This is a genomic window from Roseovarius sp. A-2, from assembly GCF_002072155.1.
Taxonomy (GTDB): Bacteria; Pseudomonadota; Alphaproteobacteria; order Rhodobacterales; family Rhodobacteraceae; genus Roseovarius.
Map to the genome: position 1 here is coordinate 15,830 of NZ_BDIY01000009.1, position 21,733 is coordinate 37,562.

Consider the following 21,733-nt stretch of genomic DNA (forward strand, 5'->3'; position numbering starts at 1 on the left):
TTTTCCTCCCTCAGAGCGTGTTTGACAGGCGGCCGTAGATCAGCTCGTCCACGCCCTCGGCATAGATGTCGCCCGTGTCGTCGACGCGCAGCACGAATTGCGGCAGGTTGTTGGTGGCATGACCCCAGACCTGTTGCCCGCCCGCCTCGGCATCGAAACGTGAATGGTGCCCCGGGCAGTTGAACGTGCGGTCTTCGCCATTGTAGCTCAGATACCAGCCCTTGTGCGGGCACAGGATCGAAAAGGCGACGATATCGCCATCAGGACCCACACCCCCCTCGACCGCCTGCCCCAGCTTGAGCAGAACCCCGGGGCTGTCGGCATCCGGATAGGCCACATCCATCGCCTCGTTGACGGCCAGATCGGCCACATTGGCCAGCCGGTTTGCCGGATACTCCACCCGTGCGAGCGCCGCTTGCGCGCGGGCTTCGCTCGTTCCCATGACAACGCTCGCCGCAGCCCCCGCCGTGGCCCCAAGGCCCCCGCGCAGGAACTGACGACGGCCCGCATCGACCAGTCGATTACATTTCATTGGCTTGGCTCCTCCCTTGCTATGACGGCAAGGATAGAGCCTCCGTCCGCGTGCCACGACAGGGTTAACGTGCATTCTGCAGCGCAGCTAAACCCTGAAAAACATGCAGAAATTCAGATGTTCGGAAATCCGAACATGCCGCGCGGCGCAGGCGGTCTCAGGATAGCCCGTATCGCTGCATCTTCTCCCAGAGCGTGGTCCGAGCGATGCCCAGCATCCGCGCCGCCGCGCCCACCTGCCCACCGCTCCGCTCCAGCGCGGCAATGATCTGCGCGCGCTCGGCCACCTCGCGCACCTCGGCAAGGCTCTTGATACCCGCCTCTCCGGCCTGACGTTCTGGAAACAGATCAGCGGGCTGCAGCAGGTCACCCTGCGTCAACGATAACCCGCGCACCAGCCGCGCGCGCACCTCGCGCCCGCCGCCCGGCCAGTCGTGATCACGCGCCGCCTCAAGGCACAGGGCGCCGATGCCGGTCACAGAAGACGCTTTCTCTGGCGCAAACATGTAAAAAAGCTGCTCAAGCAGCCACACCGCGTCCTCTGGGCGGGTGCCAAGCGGCGGTATCGGGATCTCCATCTGCGCCATTCGGTAATGGAGTTCCGGCGCAAACCCGCCGTCTTGCACCAGCCGCTCAAGATCGGGGCCGCAGGCGGTCACGAGGCGTCCGTCAAGACCGCGCTCGATCTCTTCCACGAGCCGGTGCTGAAGCGACAGCGGCAGGCGGCTGACCGCATTCACGAAAAGCGTCCCCTCACACAGCTGCCGTAACGCGCCGCTTTCCCCAAAGAGCGCGTCCTCCGGAGTACCCTCGCGCGCAAGGTTCACCTCCAGGAACGGTGCGGCCCGCCGCTCGGACATCTCATGGATGCGCCGCGCGACGAGGTCCTTACCCAATCCCGGCCCGCCCCGGATCAGCACTGGCGCGTCACTTTTGGCCGCATGGGCGATCAGCGCCTCCACCTGCTGCGCCGCCGCCGACACGCCCAGTACCGGTGGGAATTCCTGCGCCTCGCCATGTGCCAGAAGCTGAGCGAGACGGTCCAGGAAAACCGACATGTCGAACGGCTTGGTGATGTAATCCGCCGCACCGGATTTGATCAGCCGCACCGCTTGCTCGATGCCCCCCTGACCGGTGATGAACAGGAACGGCGGCGGCGTTGTCGTGCGACACAGCGTGGTAAATAGCTCTTCGCCGGTCCCATCCGGCAGCGCGATATCGCAGATCACCGCGTCGATCCTGCTTTGCGGCGTGCGGATCGCGCCCACCGCGCGGTTCATCTGCTTGAGCCACAGCACCTGTGCGCCCTCCAGCTCCAGCCGCTGCAAGAGCGAACCGCCCATGATCTCGTCATCCTCGACCAGAACGATCCGGCACCCATCAAGCATCGGCACCCCCTTTCCGCGCCGTTAGGAAAACGCGCACCGTCGTAAGACCGTCCGCGCGTGCAAGCTCTATCCTTCCCCCCAACTCCTGAACGAGATCGCGGACCAGGCGCAGGCCGACGCCACCGCCCGGTGCGAGTGCCACATCGCTCAGCAGCCGCGCCTGCGCAGCGTCGGACATCGGCGGGCCGCTATTGGAAATGGCAATCTCGAGTCCGTCGTCATACACCTGCGTTCGAAACATGATGAGCCCTTCGGGTCCGGTCGCCGCAGAGGCATTGAGCAACAGGTTGAGCATGATCTGCCGGACCGGTGCAGCGGGCAGCTCTGGCGAGGGTATGAGGTTCTCCGGCGCACACCAGTCGATCCGCTGTTCCATCCGCTTGAGTTCGGGCAGGATCAGCAGGCGAACGTCCTCGAAATCATCGACCGAGAGCAGAGTTCCGTCCGGCTCAAGACGGTTCTGGTCCAGAGTGACCCGCGCCACGTCCCGCAGGTGTCGCAACCCGCGCTCCAGCAACTCGGCGGATTTCTCGACGACCTCTGGCCTGTCGGAAAATTTCCGGATCGTGTCCGTCGCGTTCAACAGCCCGCCAAGCGGGTTATTGATCTCATGCGCCAGCGACGACGACAGCCGCCCCAACGCCACAAAGCGTTCCCGCTCGGCCAGACGCCGCTCGATCTGCGATTTCGCGGCCACGTCATGCACCATGCTATTGTACGTGCGGGCCAAGCGGGCAAACTCACCATCGCCGGGCGGCACGTCGCGTTCGGCAATGGGCTGCGGCTCTCCCTCGGCCCCTGCCATCTGCTGCGCCAGAGTGGACACGGGTCGCAGCATCTGGCGCATCGCGATGTATCCCAGCCCCGCAAGAATGGTAGTCGCAAGTGCGTTGCCCGCCAGCAGCAGCCACACCGCGCGCAACCGCTCACGCTGCAGGTCGGATACATCCAGTTCGGTGACGATGCGGCCCACCGTGCGCCCCTGGTACTCGAGCGGCGCAATCAGGCGAACGATGCTTTCGGACGTGCCCACCGACAACTCGTCAAGCGGCACCGCCTCTTCGGCGACCCGGTCGATCGCGCTATCCACCGGCACCCGCCGAGGATCCGTCGCGGCCAGAACCCGACCGGCATCGTCGGCCACCGCCGTCAGGATCATGCGCCGCCCCTCGCTCTCGCTCGACGCGCGCTCCAGCGTGTCATAGACCTCCCAGACGTCCCGGCGCAGGACCAGTGGGCCGAGCGCCACCGACAGCCCCTCGACATGCAGCGCCGCCAATTCGCGCAACCGTGCGTCCTGCACACGCCCCAACGCCGACAATACCTGTTGCGACGCGACAACCCCGACCAGCACCATCATCGCCGCCCCGAGCAGAGGCAGCCTGAGCGACAGCGGCAGACGACGCAAAATCCGGGGCATTCACGTGTCCAACAGGCGCATGCGGGCCGCAATGCCGTCGAATATGCCCTTGGGGGCCTCCTGGAACCCGTCCAGTTGCAAGGCTGCCAGCGCCGCGCGCCCCGGCTCGGACCGCGAAAGCCCCATCAGAGCGCCCCGCAGCGCCCGAACCGGCTCCGCGTCCGCGACATCCTTGCGTGCGCAGACAGGTGGAAAGCCCAGCCATTCCGACTTGCCGATGACGCGGGTGCGCGCGGTCAGGTCCGGCTCCACCTTTTCCAGTGCCTCCCAGACATAGCCGTCCACGCTGCCCGATTGCACCAGCCCGTCAGCCACCGCGCGCACCACGTTACGGTGCCCGTAGGTAAAGATCGCGCGCGAAAACCACTGCTCGGGCCGCGCACCCATGGCAATCAGATCGCTCGCTGTGACCAGATAGCCGGAATTGCTGTCGGGATCGGAAAACGCATGCGTCGCCCCGCGCAGATCGGCGAGGCTCGCGGCCTCGGCGCGCGCTCCCACGATCAGGTAGGATTGGTAAAGCGGCTTGCCGCGCCAGACCGGCACCGCCACCAGATCGAGCGCATCTCGATGCTGCAGATACGGATATCCGCACAGCCATGCCGCATCGAGCGAGCGCTCCAGCAACAGCCCCGTCACCTCCTCGTAGGTACGCCGCTGCACAAGCTCGATCTCGCGCCCCATCGCGCCCGCCAACGCCTGCCGCAGCCGGTCGATGATCACCGCGTCATTGTCGAGAAAGACCGGCGTAAGGCCCAGCCTGAACGGGGTTTGAGCGACACTGCGCATCGGCAGCGTCGCCAATGCGACCCCTCCCATCATGATCGCCGCGCGCCGTGTCAACCATTTCATGCCGTTCTCTTCGTTCCGCCGCATTGCTGCACTGTACCTTTGATACGCCGCTCCCGGTAGGAAATGTTTCAGCTTTGCCCTGTATCAGATTGAACGCGCCAAGAGGTGAAAATTTAAGCGGAGGCTCTCTGGTATCTCGCGAACGGCATTCATCGAAGCCCACAAATGGGTAAAATCTGCCGACGATATCCTCGCCGCAGTCAAAAGGTTCTGCCAACGCGCGCAGAAACCCCTATGCAGCGAACTTTGGGGTCAGGTGACAAGGCCGTGATCAAGCTCACCTCAATGTCAACTACCACTCCCGTTTGTGACAACATAGTACTCCGTCACCTCGAGTTCCAATTGATTGGGTAGTGTCGAGCTACATCTTGTCAAAGCATGGATGTCCGCTCTGGATATCTGCGATCAACCAATGGTACGCGCAGCGAATGCCCGGAATCCGCCGTGACTGCGGGACCGTCACGAACGGCCCTTAGCCGACGCTTCGAATATGTAGTAGGGAACGACGGCTTGCCGCTCGGCGTGGCGCAAAGTGCGCCAAGATTGCCCTCGCGAGGAAATTAGCCGTCATCATGCACCGGATTTGGGTGGACGGCACAGAGTTCGGAAAAGCCTGACAGACAAGGAACACCCATCCTTCCGCAAGGAAGGCGGCCCTGAAGCGACTTGATGAGGGAAACCCGCCTCGTTCTTGTGCTTGACCCGGTATCTGACCCGGAAGTTGAAGCATGAACCGGAATCTCGGGCGCAGCAGCCTGCGCCGAAAAAAGCGCTGTAGCGACGCAATGGCCGAGTATGGCAACTTGCCTTCGCCTTTAAGGCAATGGCTGTCGGAAGCTGCTCTTCCGTGGTCTCCAGCTTCGGCGCGGCGTTTCTAGGCGAAGTCCCCCGCCAAGGGTTTGTCACCTGAAGAAACGCTGCAATCGCTGGCTTTGGCAGAAGCGCAAACACTCGCCCGAGACCAGCATTCGCCTTCGTTACAAATCCACTCTCACCCCTGACCAGCCTGCCTGCGTACTTGTTGCCCCACTGGCTCTTGCAGAGGGCTTTTGGGTTTGCCGGGAAAAATCAGGCCGCAGAGGAAATTTCCGCCACGTCCGGGATATCCTCCCCCTTCAAGTTTGAGCGCTTTCGTGACACTGAGCCGCATTGAGAAGCCTCAAGAATGTCATCAGATGTGGCAACGCTGGCGCTCGATGAGCACGGTTGCCCTTCGGCTTGGCTGACCAGCCCAGCCATATTGGCCCGAAGACCTGCGTGAAAGGCGAGCAGATGATCCCGAGAGTTGATGCAAAAGCCCTTTTGGCGGGCGACCCTTACGCGGTCGATGCCGTGCGCCGATGGGCGCCGGAAATAGGCTTCATAACACTCTACAACACGCCGATCTCCGAGTCGCATGTGCGCGATGTGATCAAAACCTACCGCGCCTTCTTCAAGCTACCCGCCGATCAGAAGGCGCAGGCCGACATGGCCCGGACGAAGGCCAACCGGGGTTGGGGCGGGGCGCAGTCCGAACAGGTCGACCCAGACGCCCACCCCGATTACAAGGAGGTCTTCGATTGCGGTTTCGAGGCGCCGGAAACGGGCCTCCGCACCTACGCGCCCAACCTCTGGCCGGATCAGCCCGAGCGCTTCCGCCAGACCATCGAGGGCTATTACAACGAGGCGTGCGCGTTCTCTGTGGACGTGCTGGGGGCGATCGCGGGGGCGATTGGCGAGGACGAGAGCTATTTCGCCGACAAGTTCGACCGACCCATGGCGCTCCTGCGGGGCAATTATTACCCTGAGCGGCCCGAATGGGCGGGGGAGCATGATTTCGGCATCGCTGCGCATACCGACTATGGCTGCCTCACGTTGCTGGCCACCGATGGCACACCCGGGCTTGAGGTGCGCACGCGCGACGGCGATTGGCTTGCCGTGAATACGCAGCCCGGAGAGTTCATCATCAATTTCGGCGAGATGCTTGAAATGTGGACAAGTGGCCGGGTCGTGGCCACGCCGCACCGGGTCATTGGCAGCAGCGACGAGCGCATATCTGTGGTGCTCTTCTTCAACCCCAACCACGACACCAATGTTGCGCCCATCGGCTCGCACCGGACCATTCGCGCGGTTGATCACCTGCAAAAGCGGTTTGATGAGACCTATTTGCATTTGCAGGACAAGGCCTAAGTTTTCATTCCCGGCATCTGATTGTGAAACGGCTCCGATACGTGACCCACTTTGATGTTGGCCTAAAGGACTGAAATTGTGTTGTTATCCAGAGTTTCGGAGGGGTCACAATCGGCGCCGGGCGTGATCCCCACCCAACCGGATATTTCTTATTTGAATTCAGCCACTTGTGCGGAAAGTCGCCGGGGTCAAGATTGGGCGCCGACTCACAGCCGATCCTACAGGCGCCAGTCAGCAGTGGTTCAGTGTACTGCGCAACCTGCCAAAGTGCTCTATGATATCTCGATGTCGAGTTTCTTGATCATGTCGTCCCGGGCCGTGAGGGCCTGCTTCGCCTCTTCCGGCAAGGCCGCCGCGCAGCCGTTTATCAGGCATTCGGCAGCCAGGGTGAAGGTGGTCAGGGAATTCGACAGGAAACTGGTTTCATGCGGTACAAGGATGGCCGCCTGCGAAACTGCGGCGAGTGGGGAACTGGCCCGGTCGGTGACGGCGACAATGTTGATGTCGTGGTCGGCAGCTGCGCGGGCTGTGGCCGCGACCTGTGTCGAATATGGTGCGCAGGAGGCCGTGATCAAAACGTCCCTCGGCCCCATTGAAGCGAGGCCCTCGGCAATGCCGAGGTTGCTGGAATCCAGCATATGCACATCCGAGCGGATCATACGCAGGCCGTAGACCAGAAAGCTGGCAAAGGCGTGGAATTGGCGAATTCCGTGGACCATGATACGCGGGGCTGAGGTGATCAGGGCGGTTGCCTGTTGGAATTGTCCAACGTCGCAACCTTCGATGAAGCGTTCGATATTGGCCTGATTCTCCCGGCACAAGCGGGCGATACCGCCCATTCCGGTAGCATCTTCACCGGCCAGTGCAGTTTCTGCCTGTCGGGTATAGAAATCCCCGGGGGCCGACATGGAGGCATCAAGCAGGACCTGCTGAAAGGCACCGAAACCGGAATAGCCAAGAGTACGCGCCAGCCGGGTCAGGGTGGAAGGGTTGACCGACAGTTTTTCAGCAAGAGCTGTAATTGACAAAAGCGCGGGATCGCCGCGTAGGTCAATGATGTTGGCCAACGCCGTCTGCGCTTTCGGCCCCAGTGACAGATGGGTGTCCCCGCGCGAGATGCGCAACATGAGGTCGCGCATCTCTTGTACATTGCGCGGGGGGAAGGTCTGCCCCCCACGGGCACTGTCAGGGGTTTGCAAATACCGGGGTGTCCGAAGTTTGGTCATAAACGCTCCAATCCACAGTGGATGATCCTACGCGGAATACGGCGGACGCAAGGGTATTCTCGTTGTCGGGGTCCTTGGCGTGGCATCTGTGAACCGGAAGGCCGGCGCCGCCGGTATCGCGCAGAATGTGCAAGGGATTCCTCACACCTTCGGCCAACATATCGGTGCCACGCGCCTGACGGTCGCGGGACGAGGCCGTAACCAATTGGTCCTTGGCGCCGTTGCCCATGTGAAGGGCGTGGTTTGCGTGAACTGATGGCGTGTCAATTTCTTTGGTCGAACAATCGCCCCCGCCGAACTCAATGCTCATCAGGCGGGGGTCGCCCACCTGTGCAAGTGTCATGTGAAACCCGCCGCAGGCATTATTGCGTGCCAACAATCGCAGGGCGTCGTCCAGTGTCGTGCAGGTCAGAAGGGCCCGGCCCACCCCCATACGGGGCAGGCTGGCATCAACGCTCCGTAGGCGCAGGTTGTTGACCGCTTGCACCAGTCCGGCGGCATTGGTGGAAAAGGTATGGCCGGGAATTGACCCGGGATAGCAGAACGACAGGAAGGCCGGGCCGTCATCGGGGGCGACTTTGGCCAGCATGGCATGCCCCCGGAAATCGGGCAGGCCGTCCTCGTTATGGCCGATCACTGGAACATCGCCAGGTATTTGTACCGTGGTGCAGCCATCGGGCACGTTCGACATCAGGTCGCCCCGGCAGTTCCACGCAACCACCTGTTCCAGCGGCAGGTTCAGCCCTTCGGCCAATCCCTGCAACTCTTCCCAGATGGCAGGAAACAGGGTTCGAAGGTTTTCCGCCATGACCTGCACATTGTCGGCATGGGCCGGGTCGGTCACCGCCAGCCAATAATCGACTTTAGTCAGTACATCATGCACCGCGTCGCGGCCTGCTTCGCCCAAGGTCCGGCCTATTTTGCGCGGGGTGCCCCGGGCCATAACCTGCCGCAATTCGGATACAGTGCTGTCAGACATGTTGTAGAAAGTCCTTCATCCTGTCGTTAGCCGGTGTATCGATCACCTCGCGCGGGTTGCCATCGACGGCGATATGCCCGTGCTCCATGAAGATCAGCCGGGTGCCCACTTGTTTGGCGAAGCCCATCTCATGGGTGACGACGACCATGGTCATGCCGTCTTCGGCAAGCGCGCGCATGACGTTCAGCACTTCCTGCTTGAGTTCGGGATCCAGCGCCGAGGTGGGCTCGTCGAACAGCATCACCTTGGGTTTGACCGCCAGTGCGCGGGCAATTGCCACCCGCTGTTGCTGACCACCCGATAGTTCCGATGGGTAATGCCCGGCCTTGTCGCGCAGTCCGACCTTTTCCAACAAGTCCAGCGCCGTTTCCCGTGCCTGTGTCTTGCTCAGTCCGCGTACCTTAGACGGCCCTAAGGCCACGTTTTCCAGTGCGCTGAGTTGCGGAAACAGGTTGAATTGCTGGAAGACCATCCCGGCCTCCTGCCGGATTTCGCGCAGTTGCTTGGAACTGCCGGTCACGCTTAGCCCGTCAACGATCAGGTCACCGCCGGTGATGGTCTCCAGCCCGTTGATACAGCGCAGCAAGGTGGACTTGCCCGAGCCGGAGGGGCCCACGAGAACCACGACCTCGCCCGCATCAATTGACAGGTCGACCCCGTCGAGAACCTTGAGCGGGCCGAAATGCTTGGAGGTGTTCTTGAAGTCGATGATGCTCATAGGATCCTCATACGTTTTTCGATGGTGCGCAGGATCAGGCTCAGCGTGCCGGTCATGACAAGATAGATGATCGCGACCGCCGTCCAGATTTCGACTGCGCGAAAGTTCGAGGCCATGATCTCCTGTCCGGTACGGGTCAACTCACCCACGCCGATGACGATGAACAGCGAGGTGTCCTTGAGGCTTACGATGAACTGGTTGCCCAAAGGTGGGATCAGCCGGCGAAAGGCCAGCGGCCCAACGATATACGTCAGGACCTTCCAATGCGGCAGGCCGATGGCCAGGCCCGCCTCGGTCAAGCCCTTGCTTATCGACAAAAAGGCACCGCGGACGATTTCCGCGATATAGGCGCCTGCGTTGACGACGATGGCAAGGACGGCCGCACTCATTGGGTCAATGCGCAAGTCGGCTAGGACGGGCAGGGCAAAATACAAGAACATGACCTGCACCACGATGGGCGTGCCGCGGATGACCTCGATATAGGCGAAGGCGATGGCGTTCAGGATGCGCCCGCCGTAGGCACGCATCAGCCCGGCAAGCGTGCCCAGTACGAGGCCGCCGATCAGCCCGACCACTGTGATGTAAACCGTCGTTTTCGCGCCCTCAAGAAGTTGGGGCATGAATTCGACGATGACGGACCAGTCCGTATCCATGGAAGGCCTCCGTTATTGGGTGTCAAAATAGGGGAAGGGATGGTCGGACCAAAAGCGGCCCGACCTGGTCAAGCGGATCAGTTGTTATCGCCAAACCATTTGGCGTAGATCGCGTCATAGCGACCGTCTTCGCGCATCTTGGCCAGTGCCTCGTTTACCGGGCCCACCAGTTCGCTACCCTTGGGGAAACCGATGCCGTATTGGTGTGCCATTTGCTGATCGCCCACGGCTTTCACATCTCCGTCGCCCGCAGTGGCGATGTAATAAAGCACGTTGGGTGTGTCATGCATTGCGGCGTCCACGCGGCCGGTGCGCAATTCAAGATAGGCGTTGTCGATGTTGGGGAATTTGCGCAACTCGGTGTCGGGCAGGTTTTCCTCGGCCCAGTCAGAAGCGGAGGTGCCGGTTTTTACCGCCAGTGTCTTGTCGGCCAGATCGTCCCATGTGGTGATATCACTGTCGGACGGGACCATCAGGCGAAAGCCGCTGTCATAGTATCCGTCAGAGAAGTCGATGACTTCTTCGCGCTCGGGTTTGATGGTGATCCCGGCCAGCGCCACATCCACCTGACCAGTCTGAAGCGCAGGAATGATGCCCGAGAAATCCATCGGGCGCAGTTCGTACTCAACGCCCAGTTCCTCTGAGATGGCTTGCCACATTTCGATGTCGAACCCTGTGTATTCGCCATCTTGCTTGAATTCAAACGGAACAAAAGCGGTGTCGGTGGCCACGACGATGTCCTCGGCTTGGGCTGTGGTGGCGCCGAAGGCCAGAGCCGCTGTGGCGGCAAGTTTCATTAGCGTGTTCATGTCAGCTCCCAGTTGATTGATTGCAAATAGATCGCGCATTTTATTTTCGCGCTGCAAAATAATTTGCACATCGTGCCATGAAATGCAAATCTCCATTTGACGAGGCAAATTTTCATCAGCCGGAGGACCCCATCATGTCGGCGCTTTTTCATCGTTCGTGCAACGCTGCCCTGCCTTGGGCAGATCAGGGCGAAGGGTGTTATATCGTTGATCGCAATGGAAAACGTTATATTGACGCCTGCGGCGGGGCGGCTGTGTCCTGCCTTGGGCATTCCGATCTGGGGATAAAGTCCGCGATCGCGACGCAGCTTGAAAAACTGCCTTTTGCCCACACCGGTTTTTTCACGACTGAGGCCGCCGAATCATTTGCCGACACCTTGGCGGCCAATGCGCCAAAGGGGCTGGACCGGGTCTATCCGGTGTCCGGCGGGTCCGAGGCGATCGAGGCCGCGCTCAAGCTCGCGCGTCAGTATTTTCTTGAACGTGGCGAACCCCAGCGGACGCGTTTCATTGCCCGGCTGCAAAGCTATCACGGCAATACCCTTGGCGCGCTTTCAACGGGGGGCAATGCCTGGCGGCGAGAGCCCTTCGCACCTTTGATGATCGAGACCAGCCATATTTCACCTTGCTATGAATACCGCGGGCGACAAGAGGGTGAAACGCCCGAAGCCTACGGACTGCGGGTGGCCGATGAGCTTGAGGCCGAGTTGCAGCGCGTTGGCCCCGAAACGGTGATTGCCTTCGTCGCCGAGCCAGTGGTCGGGGCCACGCTGGGCGCGGTGCCCTCGGTGCCGGGGTATTTCAAGCAGGTGCGCGAGATTTGCGACCGGCATGGCGTCCTGTTGATCTTGGATGAGGTGATGTGTGGGATGGGCCGGACCGGAACGTTGTTTGCCTGCGAGCAGGAGGATATCGTGCCCGACATCGCCACCATCGCCAAAGGGCTGGGGGCCGGGTATCAGCCCGTCGGCGCGATGCTGTGTTCAGCGCAAATCCATGACACGATTGCAGGGGGAACGGGCTTTTTTCAACACGGGCATACCTATATCGGGCACCCGATGGCCATGGCTGCCGCCGGGGCGGTTCTGGACCGCTTGACCGATGGAAAGGTATTGCCGGGCGTTCTGTCCACAGGTGCCGTGCTCAAGGATCGTTTGACCGATGCGTTCGGCCAACACCCCAACGTTGGCGACATTCGGGGCCGGGGGCTGTTTCAAGGGCTGGAGCTGGTGCGCGACAGGGAAACCAAAGCGCCATTTGATCCATCGCTCAAACTGCACAAGCGGGTTAAGGCGGCGGCAATGGACGCCGGGTTGATGTGCTACCCGATGGGCGGCACGATCGATGGGCGGCAAGGGGACCACGTTCTTCTGGCACCGCCCTTCATCTTGACAGAGGGACAGGTTGACGAGCTTGTTGGCAAGCTTGAGACAGCCCTGAAGGTGGCCTTGTCATGATTGATTTGCCGCACCTGATGGTCGCACCGAACGGCGCCCGCCGTACGAAGGCCGATCACCCGGCCTAACCGATGGCCTTGCCTGAGATTGTCCAGACGGCGAGAGACTGTGCGGCGGCGGGGGCGGATGGGTTGCACCTGCATCTGCGCGATGACGAAGGGCGCCATGTGCTGGATGCCGGTCTGTACCGCGAGGCGTTAGCTGAACTGCATGTGACGGTGCCACAGATGGCGCTCCAGATTACGACCGAGGCGGCGGGCCCTTATGCTGCCCCGCATCAACGCGCGGTGGCGCTGGAGCCGGGGGCGGGCTTGGTTTCGGTTGCGCTACGCGAAATGGTTCAGGACACCGAAGATGCTGTGGCGAGGGCGTTTTACATGGAATGCCACTCACGAGACATTTTTGTGCAACATATCCTGTATGGTGCAGCGGAAATTGATCTCTTGGCGCGGTTATTGCCCGATGAGTTGCTCTGTGACCCGGGCCTGCAATTGATCTTTGTTCTTGGCCGCTACAGCAAGGATCAGGATAGTGCGCCCGACGATCTGACGCCCTTCCTTGCGCGCAAGTGATGCCTGATTGGGCGGTCTGTGCCTTTGGTCGGGGCGAAACCGATTGCCTTTGCGAGGCGCACCGGCGGGGCGGCAAGCTGCGGGTTGGGTTCGAAAACTCGTTGTGGAATGCCGATGGGCGCCTTGCGCAAGACAATGCAGAACGTGTTCGTCAGGTGCGTGCCGCTTGCCTACGGTGAAAACTTGGCCTTGACCCAACTTTGCAAAGCCCGTTTCCTGCGCATTGCTGCCCTTGACGAATAGTGCTGCATCGTTGCAATGATCAAAGGGGCAGTGAATGACTGCTTGTTCCTCTCTGATACGAGCCACTCGCAGTTGCGGCGAACTTCCGGAATGCCGCCGACTCAGCCTGAGAGACTTGGCGGTCGCGGCGAAACCGAGCGCTCGAAGCGAACGGCGGGAAGGCTGCGAAGCGCACAGCCATTGAGGCCGCTATCGCGCAGGCAGACTCGGGGACGTTCATTTCCGCCGTGGCGATGAATGACTGGATCGATTCCTGGGACAATGCCGATGAGGTTTCCACCCCGAAAGCGGACACCACGCCCGACAGCGCATGAAGATCGTATTCCTCGAAGATACGGTGCGTGACATCCAATGGTTCCGCTACCACTACCGTTCTTTCATTTGCGCAAGATGTTGGCTTGAGGCGATCTTGTAATGTGGGTTTGCTGATTTGATTGTTCAAAGCTGGAAGGGATAACGGATCGGTAAATTTTGCTTACGCAAAATACAAAGAAAACCTACCAACCTTTCCATAAGAGTTTCTCGACAGCTCGGCCGAGCTTAAATCGAGTATGTTGAATCTTATCAAGCCCCTCTGCGCATAGATGTCGGCTTCCCATTCTCACAAGTTCGAATTCGTCACCTGGAAGGCCCAGACTGATACTGCTTGAGGGATTCCGCCTTAACGACGCCAAAATATGCCCAACCTCCGTGCTGCCGTTGCTCAAAGTCCAGATATGGACTATATTTCCAAATAACAACGGAGACTCGATATGACCATTCTTCAGCTTCCCGAGACGGCCGGCGCGGAGCCCGTCCCACAACAGATCGACACCGCCGCGCGCCGCCGTGTAAGTGGCCCGGGTCTGCGGACCTTCCTCGCGATCGCCGATCGCTACGGCATCCCGACACGCGACCGGGTGACCCTCCTGGGCGAACCCTCGAGCTCGACCTATCACGAGTGGGTCAAAAAGGCCCGCGCGGAGGCGCCCCTGGCGCTGCCGCTCGACACGCTGACCCGAATTTCGGGCATCCTCGGGATTCACAAGGCCTTGGGCATCCTGTTTCCGGTCGAGGCGGAGGCGATGACCTGGCTCAAGGGATCGCATCGCGGCGAGGTCTTCGGCGGGCAGGCCCCGCTTGCGGTGATGATCGAGGGTGGTCTCGACGGCATTCTCACCGTGCGGCGCTACCTCGATGGCTGGCGTGGCGGGCTGCGCGGTGGCCCCGGAGACGGCGCGGATATCGAGCCGGTGTCTGAGACGGACCTCGTTTTCACGTGACGCGCCTGTCCCATGCGCCGGAGCGCACGTACCGCATGATCCCGTCGCGCTTCCCGCCGATCAACGCGTTCGAGACGGTGACGCGCCCGGACGACCTCGAGCCCGTCCTCGAGCTCGAGGGCTGGACCAATGACCGTCTGGTGGCGCCGCGTCTCCGGCGGCTTGCGAAATCCGAATGGGTCTACGGTCGCGCCAATGCCGGCGTCGTCATGGCCGCGTTTCTGCACGGCGCACCGCAGGGCACCCGATTTGCCGGGCCCGAGCTCGGTGCCTGGTATGCCGCGAGCGCGCTCGAGACCTCGGTTCTGGAGGTTGTGAACGGCATCCGCCGCGAGATCGCGCTGAGCGCGCTGCAGCAGAAGACCGAGGAACTGCGCGAATACACCGCGCGCCTTGAGGGCGCCTTCGTCGATATCCGCGGCACGCGCCCCGACCTGCACGATCCGGACCCTGCGCACTATCCGACCAGCCAGGTCTTCGGCCGAGCCATCAGGGCGAGCCAGCATGCCGGGATTGCCTATGACAGCGTGCGTCATGCCGGCGGCGTCAACTGGGTGTCCTACCGGCCGGGCCAAGTGCGCGACGTGCTCCAGGCGCGGCATTTCCGGGTCGTGGTGCCGCTGTCGGGGAAGGTTGTCGTGGAGGAGATGCGCGCCCGCGCCTGAGCCGCGTCAAGCGTGCGCCTTGCGAGCATTGCCTCAGAGCTTGTAGCCTACGTTTTATCAGCCAGCCCCGCGTCGTGGGAGCGCCGGTGCTCGATCTCGCAACAGCCCCGCTTGCGCCGGTCATCGCCCAGCGCAATGAAGGACATTTGGAAAGCGCAAGCGCTCAAAAAGCGCCAAGCACGCAGCTTAATTTGCCGCGATCTTCTCGACCTCTGCGAAGCTGAAACACGATCTGGTGCACATTATTGTTTTTTCGCACTGAGCATTGACACCATATACTTATATTCCATATTTTTATAATGTAAGTCAATTACTTATAAGATAGTCCTACCACCCCAGCCATGATTTCCCATTCAGACCAAAAAGCCCAAGAATATTGGGTCGGCAGGAGACGTCGTGCATCCTTCGTTCGCGACGACGACGCCCAAACGTCGCTCGCCGACAGCTCCTTCCGTGCGATTTCAACCGCCACCAACACCTCCACCGTTTGAGGTCAGTGATTCAGATTCCCACGTCGAAAGGAACCCTCCGAGAGTCAAAGGCTTGGGCCGTTGGTATCAGTCGTAATTCAACACGTTGCGCGGCCTCTCAAATCGCCAGGCCGCCGGACGGCGTCATGCCGGAGGCATGCCTCTGGCATGACAATCGCGCGACACCGTCGGTGCGTTTCACGCGGGATGCGGTGACGGCAGTTCAAGGCCAATAATACACCAGTGCCCCGCGCCATGAAACGCGAACGGGCCACCCTCGCAAGGGCGGCCCGTCTTTTCAAGTATAAGCGATCAGGCGTCGAGCCAGACCTTCTCGTAATGCATCTCGCGGAACTGATGCGCGCTCACATTCTTCACCTTGTCGGTGTGATGCAGCGCCTGATTGCGCCAGAACGGCTGAATGATCGCCCCGCTATCCTGCAACATCGCCTGCAGCTTGGCCGAATAGTCCCGCCGCTCATCGGCGTCAAACACGCCCAGAGCCTCATCCAGAAGCGCATCGAATTCCGGGTTCGAGTGGCCGCTCTCGTTCCACGCCTCGCCCGAACGATAGGCCAGCGCCAGCACCTGCACCCCCAGCGGACGCGGACCCCAGTTGGTGGTCGAGAACGGGTACTTCGTCCAGTCGTTCCAGAACGTGTTGCCCGGCATCACCGTGCGCTTGACGTTGAATCCCGCCTGCCGCAGCTGCGCACCGATGGCATCTGTGGTGGTAGTGCGCCAATCGCCGTCGATCGAGATGATGTCGATCTCGGTCTCGGCATGGCCCGCCGCCGTGGCCATTTCCATGGCCTTTGCCGGATCGGGCGCGATTTTCGGCAGTTCGGCATATTCCGGGTGGAACGGCGCGACATGGTGGTTCTCCGCCGGGATCCCCTCGTTGTTGATCGAGATCGCCAGCAGCACCTCGTTGTCGCACGCGAGCTGAATGGCGTTGCGCAGCTCCTTGCTGTCATAGGGCGGTGTGTCGGCGCGCATCCGCGCGACGATGGTGTTGGCGGTGGGTTTGGAGGATTTGACCAGCCCGAGCGCATCATAGGCCTCGATGAAATCGGCGGTGGATTCGTCGTTGATGTCGATCTCGTCCCCGTCAAACGCCGCCACGATCGAGGCGTTGTCGGTTCCGAAATCAAGGAAGCGGATACCGTCGAGATAGACATCACCGCCCCACCACTTTCCGTCCTCGCGGCGCTTGACCTCGGCCATGGTGCCGATCTCGATGGAAACAAGCTCGAACGGGCCGGTGCCGATAGGGGATTGTGCCAGATCGCTGTCATCGCCATGGCTGCGATGCACGCAGAGCGCGGGATAATCCGACATGCCGGCGATCAGCGTGATATCGGGGCGCGGCAGGTTCAGCTGCACGGTGAAATCATCGACCTTCTCGATGGCCCCCTCGATGGCCTTGTTGGTGTCGGGGTCGATCAGCGTGCTCATGCGCGCGGCCATCGAATTGCCCTCGACCGCCTTGTCGCACCAGCGGTTGAGGTTGTGAATGATGTCGTCGGCATTGAACTCATCGCCATTGGTCCAGACAGCACCCTGACGCACCTTGAGCGTGTAGGTTTGCGCGTCATCGCTGACCTCCCAGCCCTCCAGCAGCATCGGCTGAAAGCTGAAATCCGACGCCCAGCGCACCATCGGCTCGCAGAACTGACGGCTGATATTGCCCGGTTCAGTCCAAGCGAACTTGCGCGGGTCGGTGATCTCGAGCACGCGGGAGGCGACACGCAGCACACCGCCTTTCTTGCCCTCCTGGGCCTGCGCCGGGGTCGGCACGGCCAGGCCCAGGAGGCCATACGCCGCAGCCGATGAGGCCCCGAAAGTCGAGGCGAGCGCGATGAATTCGCGGCGGTCCATCTTGCCGGCCTTCGTGTCCTTGGCCAGTTTGCGCACGATCGGGCGCACGTTCTCTTCGGGAAGTGAGTGGGTCATGTTGTTCCTCCGTGTTGGCCTTTGGCCGGGTCGACCGGTGTCGTTTTTCGACAGCTCCGGTGCCAGTGTTAGCAGGGTTTGCCTCCCGCGCCAGTGTTTTTTAAGGCCGGACAGATGTCGTTTTTGCACCTTTTCACGTCCGGTCCAAGGCAAGAGAGTATAGCGATTCCCCCACCCATATCGCCTGTTTGCGACAAATGCCGGCCAAAATGGCTTGAGGCGGGCGCGGCCCACGGCTAGATGAGCGGCAAAGGAGCCAAGCGCATGAGCCTCAACACTTTCGGTCATCTCTTTCGGTTCACCACCTGGGGCGAAAGCCACGGCCCGGCCCTGGGTGCCACGGTGGACGGCTGCCCGCCGGGCGTGTGCCTCGATGAGGCGATGTTGCAGCACTGGCTCGACAAGCGGCGGCCCGGCCAGAACAAGAACACCACCCAGCGGCAGGAACCAGACGCAGTGCGTATCCTCTCGGGCGTCTATGATGGCCAGACCACCGGCACGCCGATCCAGCTGATGATCGAGAACACCGATCAGCGCTCGCGCGATTACGGCGACATCGCCCGCACCTTCCGCCCCGGCCATGCCGATATCACCTATCACCTTAAATATGGCATCCGCGATCCACGTGGCGGCGGGCGCTCCTCGGCCCGCGAGACGGCGGCGCGGGTAGCAGCAGGCGGCGTCGCGCGCGCGGCCCTGGCCGCGCTGGTGCCGGGGCTCGAGGTCAAGGGCTACATGGTCGCCATGGGCGAGATGCAACTGGACCGCGCGCGCTTTGACCGGGATGCCATCGACAGCAACGATTTCTGGCTGCCCGATGCCAGCGCCGCGCCCGAGTGGGAGGCCTATCTGCAAGCCCTGCGCAAGTCCCACGATTCAGTAGGGGCCGTGATCGAGGTGGTGGCGCGCGGCGTGCCCGCCGGTCTCGGCGCGCCGGTCTATGGCAAGCTCGACACCGATCTGGCCTCGGCGATGATGTCGATCAACGCGGTCAAGGGCGTCGAGATCGGCGAGGGCATGGCGGCGGCCACCCTCACCGGCAGCGCCAATGCCGACGAGATCTTCATGGGTAAGACCGGCCCCGAATTCGCCTCCAACCACGCGGGCGGCATCCTGGGCGGCATCTCCACCGGGCAGGAGGTCGTGGTGCGCTTCGCGGTCAAGCCGACCTCCTCAATCCTGACGCCGCGCCGTTCGATCACCGTCGACGGCGACCCTATCGAGGTCGTCACCAAGGGCCGCCACGATCCCTGCGTCGGCATCCGCGCGGTGCCGGTGGGCGAGGCGATGATGGCCTGTGTGATCCTCGATCACCTGCTGCTGCATCGCGGACAGGTGGGCGAAGGGCCGCGCGGCACCATCGGCTGACACCATTTTCTTGGAAAGAAAACGAACCGGAATTTTTCAAAATTCCGGCCACCTCAAACGCGCTTCTGCCGGGACAGTTGCACCGCCAGAATGCCGCCCATGATCACCGCCACGCCGATCAGATCCTGCGCGCTCAGTGTCTCGCTCAGAATCACCGCGGCGATGGCCACCCCAAGAAACGGGTTGAGAAAATGGAAGGTCGCGGCCTTGATCGCCCCGATCCGATTAACCAGCAGGAACCAAACCAGCGTCGCCGCCAGCCCAGGCACCAGCGTGGTATAGATAAAGGCCGCGACCAGCGTCCAGGACCAGGCGATTTCGATGGTCTCGAGCCCCGCCGCCGCGACCCCCAGCACCGCACTGCCCACCAGCATCTGCAAGCCCACGACCATTAGGAAATTGCCGCCCGACGTAGCCCCGCGCACCGCCAGCGTGGCAAAGGTCAATGCGATCACGCCCACCACGCAGAGGCTTAACCCAAACAGATCGACACCGCCCTCAAGCCGCGCCCCCATGATGATCGCCACCCCGATCACCCCCGCGACGAGGCCCAGCATCCCCATTGCCCCGATCCGCTCACCGAAGATCAGCCAGCCCGCCAGCCCCACCAGAAGCGGCATGGTCGAGGCGATGATCGCGGCCAGCCCGGCCTCGATGGTCTGCATGGCGACAAAGTTCAGCCCGAGATAGAGCGCGTTCTGACAGACCCCGAAAATGATCGTCGCGCGCCACTGCCCGCGCGTCAGCTTCCAGGTTTGCCCAAGTATGCGGGCGATCATAACCCCCAGAAGCCCCGAGATCAGGAACCGCAGGCACAGCGCGGTGAGCGGCGGGGCCGAGGCGACGATGATCCGCGCCGAGGTGAAGGCCGAGGACCACATCACCGCAAAGGCCAGCCCCATCAAAATCGCTCGAATATCCATGCCCTGTCCCGCCTGCCTCGTTTTGCCGCGACCATTGTGGATTTCGCGGGCGGGTGCAACCCGGCATCACCGGTCCCGAAACGCGAAAGGGTCGCCCGACAGGCGACCCTTTGCAAAAACTCGAAAGAGCGGATCAGCCGTTGACGCTGTCCTTGAGCGCCTTGGCGATGGTCATCTTGACGACCTTGTCGGCCTCTTTCTTCATCTGCTCACCGGTGGCGGGGTTACGCACCATGCGCTCGGGGCGCTCGCGGCAGTAGATCTTGCCGACGCCCGGCAAGGTCACGGCACCGCCGCCGGACACTTCCTTGGTGATCACGTTGACCACGGCGTCAAGCGCGGTGCTCGCGGATTTCTTGTCACTGCCCATTTCCTCGGCCAGAGCGGCGACGAGTTGGGTTTTGGTCATGGGTTTTGCCATTTCTTGGTCTCCTTCAACTGCCCGTCTCTGGGGCCTCATGGGCGCGAGTTAACGCTATGATGTGGTCAAACACAATGTCTGGTGGGCAAAAGCAAGCATTTTTGGCGGGTTTTGTGCGGATTTCTGTCGGTTTACAGGAACGCCGTCTCCTCGAAGGAGCGTAATTTGCGGCTGTGGATGCGCGAGAGCGGCATCTGGCGCAATGATTCCATCGCACGAATCCCGATCATCAGGTGCCGTGAAACCTGGGATCTGTAGAAATCCGAGGCCATGCCGGGCAGCTTCAACTCGCCCTGAAGTGGCTTGTCCGAGACGCAAAGCAGCGTGCCATAAGGCACCCGAAAGCGAAATCCGTTGGCCGCAATCGTGGCACTTTCCATGTCGAGCGCGATGGCCCGCGACTGGCTCAAGCGCTGCACCGGACCGGACTGGTCGCGCAACTCCCAGTTGCGGTTATCGACACTGGCCACGGTGCCGGTGCGCATCACCCGCTTGAGATCGAACCCATCAAGCTGGGTCTCCTCCGCCACCGCCTCCTGCAACGCGATCTGGATTTCCGCCAGCGCCGGGATCGGCACCCAGGCGGGCAGATCGGCGTCGAGCACGCGATCCTCGCGCAGATATGCATGCGCCAGCACGAAATCGCCAAGGCTCTGCGAATTGCGCAGCCCCGCACAATGGCCGACCATCACCCAGGCATGCGGGCGCAGCACCGCGATATGATCGGTCGCGGTTTTCGCATTGGAGGGCCCTACCCCGATATTGACCAGCGTGATCCCCGACCCATCGGCACGCTTGAGGTGATAGGTCGGCATCTGCGGCAACCGGGCCGGCATGGGCAAGGGCGCGTCGGGCGCGGTGATCTCGGCATTGCCGGTGCTGACAAAGGCGGTGTAGCCGCTCGTCTCATCAGCCAGCATCCGCCGCGCGAACCCCTCGAATTCCGAAACATAGAACTGGTAGTTGGTGAACAGCACGTAATTCTGGAAATGCTCCGGATCGGTGGCCGTGTAATGCGTCAGCCGCGCCAATGAGTAATCCACCCGTTGCGCGGTGAACGGTGCCAGCGGTGCGAGACCATCCGCCCCCCGCTCCCAGGTGCCGTTGACGATATCGTCATTGGTGGTCGAAAGATCCGGCACGTCGAAATAATCGCGCAGGGTGAACTCCGCCGCTCCCTCTTGCGGCACGCTCAGCGCAGCATCATTCGCCACCGCGAAATGCACTGGCATCGGCGTGTCCGAAATGCCGATCGACACCGGCACGCCGTGGTTTTCCATCAGCAACCCGATCTGCTGTTCGAGATAGACACGAAACAGATCGGGCCTTGAGATCGTCGCTCCATAGGTGCCGGGATAGGAGACATGGCCGAAACTCAACCGGCTGTCGATCTTGGCATAGGTGGTCGTGGTCAGGCGAATCTCGGGGTAGAATGCCCGTACCCGCCGCGCCGGGACATCGCCCGTGAGGGCGCGCGCGAAGGCGGCGCACAGATGCTGCGTCGCGCCATCGTAGAGCAGGCACAGCCGGTCCACCGCCGCGCGCACATCGGTGAACGCCTCGGGCCCCGGCAAGTCGGGCGGAAAGATCGGTGCGTCGGGATCGGAATGGCTCATGCGCGCGTCCTGTGCTCGGTCAGAGGGGACACGTT

Annotated in this window: 21 protein-coding genes and 1 pseudogene; 9 read left to right on the top strand and 13 right to left on the bottom strand. The window is 61.8% G+C overall.

Annotated elements, in window-relative coordinates; translation table 11 throughout:
* Positions 1–10 precede the first annotated feature (10 nt).
* The 4 genes from BHD06_RS11865 to BHD06_RS11880 all read right to left on the bottom strand — a co-directional run bounded on the left by BHD06_RS11865 (position 11) and on the right by BHD06_RS11880 (position 4,191).
* The gene (locus BHD06_RS11865) at positions 11–532 is read right to left on the bottom strand and encodes an arsenate reductase (azurin) small subunit (protein WP_080457226.1); all 522 of its coding nucleotides are present in this window, start codon (positions 530–532) and stop codon (positions 11–13) included.
* Positions 533–689: 157 nt separating this feature from the next.
* Positions 690–1,919, bottom strand: coding sequence for a sigma-54 dependent transcriptional regulator (locus BHD06_RS11870; RefSeq protein ID WP_080457227.1), 1,230 nt, complete (start codon positions 1,917–1,919; stop codon positions 690–692).
* Complete coding sequence (locus BHD06_RS11875; protein WP_080457228.1) at positions 1,912–3,339, bottom strand: sensor histidine kinase; 1,428 nt, start codon at positions 3,337–3,339, stop codon at positions 1,912–1,914. The genes BHD06_RS11870 and BHD06_RS11875 overlap by 8 nt, the downstream gene beginning before the upstream one ends.
* Entirely contained in the window at positions 3,340–4,191 is an 852-nt protein-coding gene (locus BHD06_RS11880) for a PhnD/SsuA/transferrin family substrate-binding protein (protein WP_080457331.1), read from the bottom strand. It lies immediately after the preceding gene.
* 509 nt (positions 4,192–4,700) lie between these two features.
* Here BHD06_RS11880 and BHD06_RS24300 point away from each other — a divergent pair.
* From BHD06_RS24300 to BHD06_RS11890, 3 genes and pseudogenes are all read left to right on the top strand, one after another.
* A pseudogene (locus BHD06_RS24300) lies at positions 4,701–4,808 on the top strand (IS110 family transposase); the annotation flags it as partial.
* Between the two features lie 111 nt (positions 4,809–4,919).
* Positions 4,920–5,069, top strand: a complete 150-nt coding sequence (locus BHD06_RS24305; protein WP_254892394.1) for a DUF6525 family protein — start codon at positions 4,920–4,922, stop codon at positions 5,067–5,069.
* Between the two features lie 394 nt (positions 5,070–5,463).
* Complete coding sequence (locus BHD06_RS11890) at positions 5,464–6,360, top strand: isopenicillin N synthase family oxygenase (protein ID WP_080457229.1); 897 nt, start codon at positions 5,464–5,466, stop codon at positions 6,358–6,360.
* A gap of 272 nt (positions 6,361–6,632) precedes the next feature.
* On the opposite strand, the gene BHD06_RS11895 is transcribed toward BHD06_RS11890, so the two are convergent.
* The 5 genes from BHD06_RS11895 to glnH all read right to left on the bottom strand — a co-directional run bounded on the left by BHD06_RS11895 (position 6,633) and on the right by glnH (position 10,841).
* A complete protein-coding gene (locus tag BHD06_RS11895) occupies positions 6,633–7,499 on the bottom strand; it encodes a MurR/RpiR family transcriptional regulator (RefSeq protein WP_217805659.1) in 867 nt (288 codons plus the stop codon).
* A gap of 46 nt (positions 7,500–7,545) precedes the next feature.
* Positions 7,546–8,565: a C45 family peptidase gene (locus BHD06_RS11900; protein ID WP_080457230.1), complete on the bottom strand. Its 1,020-nt coding sequence runs from the start codon at positions 8,563–8,565 to the stop codon at positions 7,546–7,548.
* Entirely contained in the window at positions 8,558–9,283 is a 726-nt protein-coding gene (glnQ, locus tag BHD06_RS11905) for a glutamine ABC transporter ATP-binding protein GlnQ (RefSeq protein WP_080457231.1), read from the bottom strand. Before glnQ ends, BHD06_RS11900 begins: the two co-directional genes overlap by 8 nt.
* On the bottom strand, positions 9,280–9,936 hold the full coding sequence (gene glnP / locus BHD06_RS11910) for a glutamine ABC transporter permease GlnP (protein ID WP_080457232.1): 657 nt from the start codon (positions 9,934–9,936) through the stop codon (positions 9,280–9,282). The genes glnQ and glnP overlap by 4 nt, the downstream gene beginning before the upstream one ends.
* Positions 9,937–10,013: 77 nt before the next feature.
* The gene (glnH, locus tag BHD06_RS11915) at positions 10,014–10,841 is read right to left on the bottom strand and encodes a glutamine ABC transporter substrate-binding protein GlnH (RefSeq protein WP_217805660.1); all 828 of its coding nucleotides are present in this window, start codon (positions 10,839–10,841) and stop codon (positions 10,014–10,016) included.
* A gap of 35 nt (positions 10,842–10,876) precedes the next feature.
* Here glnH and BHD06_RS11920 point away from each other — a divergent pair, with 35 nt between their 5' ends.
* The 5 genes from BHD06_RS11920 to BHD06_RS11940 all read left to right on the top strand — a co-directional run bounded on the left by BHD06_RS11920 (position 10,877) and on the right by BHD06_RS11940 (position 14,944).
* A complete protein-coding gene (locus BHD06_RS11920; RefSeq protein WP_176214346.1) occupies positions 10,877–12,202 on the top strand; it encodes an aspartate aminotransferase family protein in 1,326 nt (441 codons plus the stop codon).
* Between the two features lie 71 nt (positions 12,203–12,273).
* On the top strand, positions 12,274–12,774 hold the full coding sequence (locus BHD06_RS11925; RefSeq protein WP_307718127.1) for a 3-keto-5-aminohexanoate cleavage protein: 501 nt from the start codon (positions 12,274–12,276) through the stop codon (positions 12,772–12,774).
* A complete protein-coding gene (locus BHD06_RS24675) occupies positions 12,774–12,953 on the top strand; it encodes a 3-keto-5-aminohexanoate cleavage protein (protein WP_307718128.1) in 180 nt (59 codons plus the stop codon). Before BHD06_RS11925 ends, BHD06_RS24675 begins: the two co-directional genes overlap by 1 nt.
* Positions 12,954–13,769: 816 nt before the next feature.
* Positions 13,770–14,279 (top strand): antitoxin Xre/MbcA/ParS toxin-binding domain-containing protein, encoded by a 510-nt coding sequence (locus BHD06_RS11935; RefSeq protein WP_080457235.1) that lies wholly within the window; start codon positions 13,770–13,772, stop codon positions 14,277–14,279.
* Positions 14,276–14,944 (top strand): RES family NAD+ phosphorylase, encoded by a 669-nt coding sequence (locus BHD06_RS11940; RefSeq protein ID WP_217805661.1) that lies wholly within the window; start codon positions 14,276–14,278, stop codon positions 14,942–14,944. The genes BHD06_RS11935 and BHD06_RS11940 overlap by 4 nt, the downstream gene beginning before the upstream one ends.
* Before the next feature lie 782 nt (positions 14,945–15,726).
* On the opposite strand, the gene BHD06_RS11945 is transcribed toward BHD06_RS11940, so the two are convergent.
* On the bottom strand, positions 15,727–17,370 hold the full coding sequence (locus BHD06_RS11945; protein ID WP_080457236.1) for an ABC transporter substrate-binding protein: 1,644 nt from the start codon (positions 17,368–17,370) through the stop codon (positions 15,727–15,729).
* A gap of 264 nt (positions 17,371–17,634) precedes the next feature.
* Between BHD06_RS11945 and aroC the strand changes: the two genes are divergently transcribed.
* Entirely contained in the window at positions 17,635–18,738 is a 1,104-nt protein-coding gene (gene aroC, locus BHD06_RS11950; protein WP_080457237.1) for a chorismate synthase, read from the top strand.
* A 53-nt stretch (positions 18,739–18,791) separates the two neighbouring features.
* On the opposite strand, the gene BHD06_RS11955 is transcribed toward aroC, so the two are convergent.
* The 3 genes from BHD06_RS11955 to BHD06_RS11965 form a co-directional block, all read right to left on the bottom strand.
* The gene (locus tag BHD06_RS11955; RefSeq protein ID WP_080457238.1) at positions 18,792–19,661 is read right to left on the bottom strand and encodes a DMT family transporter; all 870 of its coding nucleotides are present in this window, start codon (positions 19,659–19,661) and stop codon (positions 18,792–18,794) included.
* 133 nt (positions 19,662–19,794) lie between these two features.
* Entirely contained in the window at positions 19,795–20,082 is a 288-nt protein-coding gene (locus BHD06_RS11960) for an HU family DNA-binding protein (RefSeq protein ID WP_080457239.1), read from the bottom strand.
* Positions 20,083–20,213: 131 nt separating this feature from the next.
* On the bottom strand, positions 20,214–21,698 hold the full coding sequence (locus BHD06_RS11965; RefSeq protein WP_080457240.1) for an AMP nucleosidase: 1,485 nt from the start codon (positions 21,696–21,698) through the stop codon (positions 20,214–20,216).
* Positions 21,699–21,733: the final 35 nt, after the last annotated feature.